General features: G+C 74.5%; 8 protein-coding genes. All 8 read left to right on the top strand.

The features are described 5' to 3' along the window. Positions 1–25: 25 nt before the first annotated feature. The 8 genes from ABVB68_RS31580 to ABVB68_RS31615 all read left to right on the top strand — a co-directional run bounded on the left by ABVB68_RS31580 (position 26) and on the right by ABVB68_RS31615 (position 8,902). Positions 26–1,180 carry an inositol-3-phosphate synthase gene (locus ABVB68_RS31580; protein ID WP_353604600.1) on the top strand — a complete coding sequence of 385 codons (1,155 nt, stop codon included), beginning with the start codon at positions 26–28 and terminating at the stop codon, positions 1,178–1,180. Then, positions 1,177–2,442 (top strand): UbiA family prenyltransferase, encoded by a 1,266-nt coding sequence (locus ABVB68_RS31585; RefSeq protein WP_353604601.1) that lies wholly within the window; start codon positions 1,177–1,179, stop codon positions 2,440–2,442. The genes ABVB68_RS31580 and ABVB68_RS31585 overlap by 4 nt, the downstream gene beginning before the upstream one ends. Next, the gene (locus tag ABVB68_RS31590) at positions 2,439–3,401 is read left to right on the top strand and encodes a sugar phosphate isomerase/epimerase family protein (RefSeq protein WP_353604602.1); all 963 of its coding nucleotides are present in this window, start codon (positions 2,439–2,441) and stop codon (positions 3,399–3,401) included. The genes ABVB68_RS31585 and ABVB68_RS31590 overlap by 4 nt, the downstream gene beginning before the upstream one ends. Before the next feature lie 10 nt (positions 3,402–3,411). Further along, positions 3,412–4,047 carry an EboA domain-containing protein gene (locus ABVB68_RS31595; RefSeq protein WP_353604603.1) on the top strand — a complete coding sequence of 212 codons (636 nt, stop codon included), beginning with the start codon at positions 3,412–3,414 and terminating at the stop codon, positions 4,045–4,047. Then, positions 4,047–4,895, top strand: a complete 849-nt coding sequence (locus ABVB68_RS31600; RefSeq protein WP_353604604.1) for a TatD family hydrolase — start codon at positions 4,047–4,049, stop codon at positions 4,893–4,895. Before ABVB68_RS31595 ends, ABVB68_RS31600 begins: the two co-directional genes overlap by 1 nt. A gap of 3 nt (positions 4,896–4,898) precedes the next feature. Next, positions 4,899–6,068 (top strand): metabolite traffic protein EboE, encoded by a 1,170-nt coding sequence (gene eboE / locus ABVB68_RS31605; protein ID WP_353604605.1) that lies wholly within the window; start codon positions 4,899–4,901, stop codon positions 6,066–6,068. Beyond that, a complete protein-coding gene (locus tag ABVB68_RS31610; RefSeq protein WP_353604606.1) occupies positions 6,065–7,447 on the top strand; it encodes an alkaline phosphatase family protein in 1,383 nt (460 codons plus the stop codon). The genes eboE and ABVB68_RS31610 overlap by 4 nt, the downstream gene beginning before the upstream one ends. A gap of 273 nt (positions 7,448–7,720) precedes the next feature. Continuing rightward, on the top strand, positions 7,721–8,902 hold the full coding sequence (locus ABVB68_RS31615; protein WP_353604607.1) for a ScyD/ScyE family protein: 1,182 nt from the start codon (positions 7,721–7,723) through the stop codon (positions 8,900–8,902). Positions 8,903–9,060: the final 158 nt, after the last annotated feature.

Genomic DNA, 9,060 nt, shown 5'->3' on the forward strand with positions numbered 1-9,060 from the left:
ACCGACGCACTCCAGGAGGACTTCCGTGTCCGAGCTCGCCGAGACACCCGCCGCACGTGACAGAGTTCGGAGCGGTCCCGGCACGGGCGTGTGGTTCATCGGGGCCCGCGGCTCCGTCGCCACCACCGCGGTCGCCGGCTGCGCCGCGGTCGCGGCGGGGCTGCGCCCGCCGACCGGGATGGTCACCGAGACCGAGCCCTTCGCCGCCGCCGGGCTGCCCGCCCTGTCCCGCCTGGTCTTCGGCGGCCACGACACCGTCGACTGGCCACTGCCCAAGCGCGCCGAGGCCCTGGCCGAACAGGGCGTCCTGCCGCACGGTCTGCCCCAGGCGGTGCTCGGCGAACTCGGCGCCGCCGACCGGGAGATACGCACCGGCGGACCGGTGACCGGCGACACGCGCACCGACGAGCAGCTGATCGCGGCCTTCGCCGCCGACATCGAGGACTTCACGCGCCGCACCGGGGTGGCCCGCACCGTCGTGGTGAACGTCGCCTCCACCGAGCCCGCCCCGGCCGACGGCGACACCCGGCTGCCCGCCAGCTCGCTGTACGCGGCGGCAGCCCTGCGTGCGGGCTGCCCGTACGTGAACTTCACTCCGTCGACCGGCCTGCGGCACCCCGCCCTCGCGGAGCTGTCCCGGTCGGCCGGGGTGCCGTACGCGGGCCGGGACGGAAAGACCGGGCAGACCCTGCTGCGGGCGGTGCTGGCGCCGATGTTCCGGCAGCGGGCCCTGGAGGTACGTGCCTGGTCCGGCACCAACCTGCTGGGCGGCGGTGACGGGGCCGCGCTCGCCGACTCCGCGGCCGCCGCGGCGAAGAACGCGGGCAAGAACCGGGTCCTGGAGGACAGCCTCGGGGCGCTGCCCGAGGGAGAGGTGCACATCGACGACGTGCCCGCGCTCGGCGAGTGGAAGACCGCCTGGGACCATGTGGCCTTCGACGGCTTCCTCGGCACGCGCATGGTCCTGCAGACCATCTGGCAGGGCTGCGACTCGTCACTGGCGGCACCGCTCGTGCTCGACCTGGCCCGGCTCGCCGCCCGCGCCCACGAAGCGGGGATCACCGGGAGCCTCGCGGAGCTGGGCTTCTACTTCAAGGATCCGGACGGCGGGTCCGCGGCGCTGGCCGAGCAGTACGACGCCCTCCTCGGCCTCGCCGGGCGGCTGGGGGAGTCCCGGTGAGCACTGTCCGCGACTGGGCCGAACTCCTGCGCGTCCCCGCCTTGTTCACTGTCCCCGGTGACGCGCTCGCCGGGGCCGCCGCGACCGGGGTGCGCCCCGGCGCCCGCACCGCTCTCGCGGTCGGCTCCTCCCTGTGCCTGTACGAGGCGGGCATGGCACTCAACGACTGGGCGGACCGGGCGGAGGACGCCGCCGAGCGGCCGCACCGACCCATTCCCTCGGGCCGTATCGCCCCCGCGCAGGCGCTGACGGCCGCGGCCGGTCTGACCGCCGCCGGGCTCGGCCTCGCCGTCGCCGCGGGCCGCCCCGCCGCGCTGTGCGCCACCGCGCTCGCCGGCGCCGTCTGGGCGTACGACCTGCGGCTGAAGCACACCCCGGCGGGCCCGGCGACGATGGCCGCGGCCCGGGCCCTCGACGTGCTGCTCGGCGCCGTGGCCACCGCGGGCACCCACTCCGCCGCACGTCCTCCGGCCACCTTCGCCCCTACCGGCACGGCGGTGCGCGCCGCGCTGTCGCGTGCCATCGCATCCACCGGTCCGGGCACGGCGTTGCTCGGCGCGCTGTCGGGTGCCGCCTCCACCGGCCCCGGCACGGCGGTGCGCGCCGCGCTGCCACCTGCCGCCGCGTCCACCGGCCCCGGCACCATGGTGCCCGGCGGACCGTCGCGTCCCGCCTTCGCCGGCCCCGGCACGGCGGTGAACGACGCCGCGGCCTCGGTCGGCTCCGGCACGGGCGTTCGCGCCGCGCTGCCCGGTGCCCCCAGCGGCACCCGCACGGCCACCCGCGCCGGCGTCGCCACCGGCACCGTCGCCGCCATGCTGCGTGCGCTGCCGTCCGCCGCCGCGATCGGCGCTCACACCTACGCGGTCACCAGCGTCTCGCGCACGGAGACCCAGGGAGGTGCGCCCGGCCGGTCCCTCACCGCGCTCGGCGCGACCGCCGTGCTCGGCGCGCTCGCCGGTGGCCGGCGGGGCGGCGGTCCGGGTGGGAGGCGCTGGAACACGCCGCCCCGGTCACCGTCCGAGTGCGCCCGGACCGCCCTCGCCGGCGCCTATGTGGCGACGGCCGCCAAGCCGTTCCTGCACGCGGCGCTCAATCCGTCGCCGCCGCTGACCCAGCGGGCCGTCGGCGGTGGCATCCGCGCGCTGATCCCGCTCCAGGCGGCCCTCGCGGCACGCTCCGGCACCCTCACCGGCGCCGTACTGCTCACCGGACTCGCGCCCGTCGCCCGCCGGCTGGCCCGGACGGTGAGCCCCACATGAGCATCCGCCTCGGCTACGGCACGAACGGCCTGACCGACCTGCGGCTGGACGACGCCCTCGGCGTCCTCGCCGACCTCGGCTACGACGGCGTCGGCCTCACCCTCGACCACATGCACCTCGACCCGCTGGGGCCCGGTCTCGCCGGCCGCGTCGCCCGCGTCGCCGACCGGCTCGGCACGCTGGGCCTCGGCGTCACGGTCGAGACCGGCGCCCGCTACGTGCTCGACCCCCGCCGCAAGCACGGTCCGAGCCTGCTCGACCCGGTCCCCGAGGCGCGGGCGGCCCGGACCGCGCTGCTGGTCACCGCGGTGCGGGTGGCCGCCGACCTGGGCGCCCACGCGGTGCACTGCTTCAGCGGCGTCCGGCCCGCGAGCGTCGGCGAGGACGCCGCGTGGGAACGGCTGGGCGCCTCCCTGGAGCCGGTGCTCGACGCCGCGGCGGCGGCCCGGATCCCGCTCGCCGTCGAGCCGGAGCCCGGGCATCTGCTGGAGTCGCTCGCCGACTTCCACCGGCTGCGCGCCCGGCTCGGCGACCACCCGCTGCTCGGTCTCACCCTCGACATCGGCCACTGCCAGTGCCTGGAGCCGCTGTCCCCGGCCGACTGCGTGAGCGCCGCGGGCCCCTGGCTGCGGCACGTGCAGATCGAGGACATGCGGCGCGGTGTGCACGAGCACCTGCCCTTCGGCGACGGCGAGATCGACTTCCCGCCCGTGCTCGCCGCGCTCGACGCCACCGGCTACCAGGGGCTGACCGTGGTCGAACTGCCCCGTCACTCCCATGCCGGGCCCGAACTCGCCCGGCGCTCCATGGAGTTCCTGCGCGCCCGGCTCGGCGAGACCGAGCAGACGCGTTCCGGCGGCCACGGCCCGGCCACCGCCGAGCGCGCCCGGTCGCACCCCGACCACCCGGGTCCGGCATCCTCCGCGTCCACCCCTCTCTCCCCGGCACCGTCCGCATAAGGAAGTCCGCATGCTGATCAACCGCGAGGAACTGCTGGCCCGCCTGCGCCCCGAGGGAGCCGCCTGGCTCGACGCCGCACTCGCCGACGCCGCACGCGCCGACGGGCGCGAGACGGCGAACGCCGCCCCGGCCGGTCCGCCGCGCCGGGGAGTACCGGCATGGGAACTGCGGTTCGCGGCGGCCGGCCGGGAGTGCGGCTCCCCGGAGGCGGCGGAGGCGGCCCGGGTACTGCTGCTGTACACGGCCCAGCCCGGAGCGACCGCCGTGACCCGGCTCTACCAGCGCGGAACCGGCGCCGAACGGCGCGCCGTCCTGCTGGCCCTGCCCCACCTCCCGCTCACCCCGGACACGGGCGTCGCGCTGGTCGAGGACGCGCTGCGCACCAATGACACGCGCCTGCTGGCCGCGGCCGTCGGCCCCTACGCCGCCGCACACCTGGACGCCCACGCCTGGCGGCACGCCGTACTGAAGTGCCTGTTCACCGGCGTGCCCCTGGCCGCCGTGGCCCACCTCGCGGACCGGGCCCGCGGCGACGCCGAACTCGCCCGCATGCTCACGGACTTCGCCGCGGAGCGCACCGCCGCCGGCCGGCCCGTGCCGGACGACCTGCACCACGCACTCGCCCTGACCGCCAAGGAAGCCTGATGCGCATCTTCGACCCGCACATCCACATGACCTCGCGCACCACCGACGACTACCGGGCGATGTACGCGGCCGGCGTGCGCGCGCTGGTCGAACCGTCCTTCTGGCTCGGTCAGCCGCGCACCTCGCCGGAGAGCTTCTACGACTACTTCGACGCGCTGCTCGGCTGGGAGCCGTTCCGGGCCGCGCAGTACGGGATCGCGCACCACTGCACGATCGCCCTGAACCCCAAGGAGGCCAACGACCCCCGCTGTGCGCCCGTCCTCGACGAACTGCCGCGTTACCTGGCCAAGGACGGCGTGGTCGCGGTCGGCGAGATCGGCTACGACTCGATGACCCCGGCCGAGGACACCGCGCTGGCCGCACAGCTCGAACTCGCCGCCGGGCACGGGCTGCCCGCCCTGGTGCACACCCCGCACCGCGACAAGCTCATGGGGCTGCGCCGCACCCTCGACGTCGTGGCCGAGTCGGAACTGCCCGTCGAACGCGTCCTGGTCGACCACCTCAACGAGACCACGGTCAAGGAGGCCAAGGACGCCGGCGCCTGGCTCGGCTTCTCCGTCTATCCGGACACCAAGATGGACGAGCACCGCATGGTCGCCGTCCTGCGGGAGTACGGACCCGAGCGGGTCCTGGTCAACTCCGCCGCGGACTGGGGCAGGAGCGACCCGCTGAAGACCCGCAAGGTCGCCGACGCGATGCTCGCCGCGGGCTTCGACGAGGACGACGTGGACCGCGTGCTGTGGCGCAACCCCGTCGCCTTCTACGGGCTGAGCGGCCGGCTCGACCTGGACGTGGCCCGGGCCGGGACACTGCACGAGGGCAACTCCATCCTGCGCGGGGGCGAATGAGCCGTGCGCTTCCGGCATCCGGACGGCTCGACCGTCCACCTCGCCTACTGCACCAACGCCCACCCCGCCGAGACCCTCGACGGTGTCATCGCCCAGCTGACCGCCCACTGCGAACCGGTCCGGCAGCGCCTGGGCACCGAACGCCTCGGCGTGGGACTGTGGCTGGCCCGCGACGCCGTACGCGCCCTGAGCGCCGACCCCGGGGCGCCGCGGCGGCTGCGCACCGAGCTGGACCGGCGCGGGCTCGAGGTGGTCACCCTCAACGGCTTCCCCTACCGCGGCTTCGGCGCCGAACAGGTCAAGTACCGTGTCTACAAGCCGGACTGGACCGACCCGGAACGCCTCGACCACACCGCCGCCCTGGCCCGGCTGCTCGCCGGCCTGCTGCCGCCGGACGTCACCGAGGGCACCGTCTCCACCCTGCCGCTGGCCTGGCGCACCGGCTTCGACCAGGCCGCCGCCGAGTCGGCCCACACGGCGCTGACCGAGCTGGCGAGGCGGCTGGACGACCTGGAGGAGACCTCCGGCCGCTCCATCCGCATCGCCCTGGAGCCGGAGCCCGGCTGCGCCGTCGAGACCACCGCCGACGCACTCGCCCCCCTCGCCGCCCTGCCCGGCCACCGCATCGGCCTGTGTCTGGACACCTGCCACCTCGCGACCAGCTTCGAGGAGCCCGCCGCGGCACTGGACGGCCTGGCACGGGCCGGCATCGCCGTGTCCAAGGTGCAGCTCTCCGCCGCCCTGCACGCCGAGACCCCCCGGGACCCCGCGGTCCGGGCGGCGCTCGCCGCCTTCGACGAGCCCCGCTTCCTGCACCAGACGCGCGCCAGACTGGACGGCGTCCTGCACGGCACCGACGACCTCGGCCCGGCGCTGGCCGGAGACGCGCTGCCGGACACGGTGCCCTGGCGCGCCCACTTCCACGTACCGCTGCACGCTCCGCCCGCCCCGCCGCTGACCTCCACCCTCGACGTGCTGCGCGACACGCTCGCCCTTCTGGTCGGCGGGCCCGTGGCACGCAGCCGTCACTTCGAGGTCGAGACCTACACCTGGCAGGCCCTGCCCGCCGAGGCGCGCCCGGCCACGGACGCCCGGCTCGCCGACGGGATCGCCGCCGAACTCGTCCTCGCCCGGGACCTGTTGACCGACCTCGGACTCAAGGAGCAGCAGTGACGAAGCCCCCGACACCCCTGCTCGTCGTGAACGTGGTGGGACTGACCCCCACCCTGCTGGACCACATGCCCGGTCTGAAGGCGCTCGGCGGCCGGGGCTCGCGGGCCGAACTCGGCACCGTGCTGCCCGCCGTCACCTGCGCCGCCCAGTCCACGTTCCTGACGGGCACGATGCCCGCCGAACACGGCATCGTCGGCAACGGCTGGTACTTCCGCGACCTCGGCGAGGTCCTGCTGTGGCGCCAGCACAACGGACTGGTGGAGGGCGACAAGATCTGGGACGCCGCCCGCCGCCTGCACCCCGGCTACACGGTCGCCAACGTCTGCTGGTGGTACGCGATGGGTGCGGACACCGACTGGACGGTCACCCCGCGCCCCGTCTACTACGCCGACGGCCGCAAGGAACCCGACTTCTACGCCCGGCCCGCCGCCCTGCACGACGAACTCGAGGCGGAACTCGGCACCTTCCCGCTGTTCAACTTCTGGGGCCCGACCGCCGACCTGGTGTCCAGCAAGTGGATCATCGACGCCACCCGGTACCTCAACCGCACCCGCCGGCCCGACCTGTCGCTGTGCTACGTCCCGCACCTGGACTACGACCTCCAGCGCTTCGGCCCCGAGGACCCGCGCTCGCTGCGGGCCGCCACCGACCTGGACGCGGCACTCGCCCCGCTGCTGGACGAGGCCGCCGCCGAGGGCCGCACCGTGGTCGTCCTCTCCGAGTACGGGATCACCGGCGTCAGCAGGCCCGTCGACATCAACCGGACCCTGCGCCGCGCCGGTTACCTGGAGGTGCACACCCAGGACGGCATGGAGTACCTGGACACCACGGCCTCACGCGCCTTCGCGGTCGCCGACCACCAGATCGCCCACGTCTATGTGCGGCGGCCCGAGGACCTGGCCGGGGTGCGGGCGGCGCTCGAAGACGCCGACGGGATCGGTGAACTCCTCGACGACCGGGGCAAGAAGGAGTACGGACTGGACCACCCGCGGGCCGGCGAACTGGTGGCGGTCGCGGAGCCGGACGCCTGGTTCACGTACTACTACTGGCTGGACGACGCCCGGGCCCCCGACTTCGCACAGCTCGTCGAGATCCACCGCAAACCCGGCTACGACCCCGCCGAGCTGTTCATGGACCCCCTCGACCCCTATGTGAAGGTCAAGGCGGCCACGGCACTGGCTCGCAAGAAACTCGGGATGCGCTACCGGATGGCCGTCGTCCCGCTCGACCCCTCCCCGGTGCGCGGCAGCCACGGCCGGCTTCCCGACCGCCCCGAGGACGGACCGGTCCTGCTGTGTTCGCGGCCCGGCGAAGTCTCCGGGCGACTGCCGGCCACGGAAGTGAAACCGCTTTTGCTGCGACTGGCCGGAATCGGCTGACGGACCGCACTCCGCTTCCGCCGGAGCCACTCGCGGAATCCTTTGTTCCACCCTGTGCCCCCACCTGCGGACAGGCTCGGCCGGCGCCCCCTTTTCGCGGGATGCGCGGCGCGGTGCGCAATTGCGGAATTCCGCTGTCGCACACCGTGTCGGCGGCCAACTCCGTTCGACTTGGGGGCTTTTCGGCGCACGACCGAAGAGTCTTCCGGCGTCTATGGTGACGCCGGTCGAATTCGCCCCTGACTGCAGGGGCGTGCCAATGTGAGGAGAGACATGTCGAGAACGAGCAAGTCCTGGGCGGGGGCCTTCCTGGCGGCGGCAGTCGTGGGCAGCCTCACGGCCACCGTGATACCGAGCCAGGCCGCGTCCCAGGCGGCCTCCGGCGGGCACCGGCACACGGTCTCGTCGACCCCCCAGGTCCTGGCGACCGGCCTGCACAATCCGCGCGCCGTCCGGATCCAGGCCGACGGCTCGCTCCTGGTCGCGGAGGCCGGCAGCGGCCCGGAGACCCCGTGCACGGAGCCGAACTCCCACTGCCTCGGCTTCAGCGGCTCCGTCTTCCGGATCAAGGGCTACAAGAAGGATCGTGTCGTCACCGGCCTGCCCTCCGAGATGGAGGTCCGCCCCGACGGCGAGAGCACGATCATGGGCGTGACCATGGCCCAGAACGCCGGCCACGGGACCTACCGCGTGGCGAGCAACCTCAGCGGCAACACCGACCTGCGTACGGCGCTCGGCCCGGGCAGCGCCCCGCTGGGCACGCTGTCCATCGCCAAGGGCAGGATCCTGGGTGACCTGGCGCAGCACGAGGCCCTGCACGACCCGGACTCCGTGACCGGCAACGGCCAGGTCTTCTCCAACCCGTGGTACTTCGCCCGGGACGGCAGGGACTACCTGGTCGTCGACACCGGTGCCAACGACCTGATCCGGGTCCACCCCGACGGCACCACCGAGACCGAGGCCGTCTTCCCGAACAACACCCTGCCGGCCCGGCCTGCCACCAGGTCCTCGGCCGCGAAGTCCTCGCCGGTCCGGCCGATGACCCCGCCCGGACAGACGCAGGCGGTGCCGACCGGCATCGTGCGCGGTCGCGACGGGGCGTTCTACATCTCCGACCTGAGCAGCATGCAGCCCGGCCTCAGCCGCATCTGGCGCTTCGTGCCCGGGGGCAAGCCCACCGTCTTCGCCACCGGTCTGACGAACACCATCGACCTGCGGGTGGCTCCCGACGGCGACCTGATCGCGCTGTCGTACGCCACCGGCTACTCGTCGACCGGCCTGCTGCCCGGCGGTCTGACGCGGATCGACCGGCACACGGGTGCCACCACGCCGATCGACACCGCCGGCCGCCTCTTCCAGCCCACGGGTCTGGACGTGGCTGCGAACGGTGACCTCTACGTCACCAACCACACGGTCGGCGTCAACGGCGAACTGCTGAAGTTCCCGGCCTCCTGACCGGTTCACCCGCCCCACCCGCACAGCCGTGCCCGGTGGCCGCCCGCCGCACTGGAGGCGGACGTCCACCGGCACGGCCCCGAGCGGCGTGCACGGCCACGGCGCCGAGCGGCGGGGCGCCGCCCCCCCCCCCCCGACTCGCCGACCTGCTTCTTGGC

The sequence above is a fragment of the Streptomyces sp. NPDC096012 genome (genome assembly GCF_040426375.1).
Taxonomy (GTDB): domain Bacteria; phylum Actinomycetota; class Actinomycetes; order Streptomycetales; family Streptomycetaceae; genus Streptomyces.

Bases quoted from the DNA above. Each gene is read 5' to 3' on its own strand.
- ABVB68_RS31595 (WP_353604603.1), top strand. From the start codon at position 3,412: ATGCTGATCAACCGCGAGGAACTGCTGGCCCGCCTGCGCCCCGAGGGA.
- ABVB68_RS31600 (WP_353604604.1), top strand. From the start codon at position 4,047: ATGCGCATCTTCGACCCGCACATCCACATGACCTCGCGCACCACCGAC.
- ABVB68_RS31615 (WP_353604607.1), top strand. From the start codon at position 7,721: ATGTCGAGAACGAGCAAGTCCTGGGCGGGGGCCTTCCTGGCGGCGGCA.
- ABVB68_RS31590 (WP_353604602.1), top strand. From the start codon at position 2,439: ATGAGCATCCGCCTCGGCTACGGCACGAACGGCCTGACCGACCTGCGG.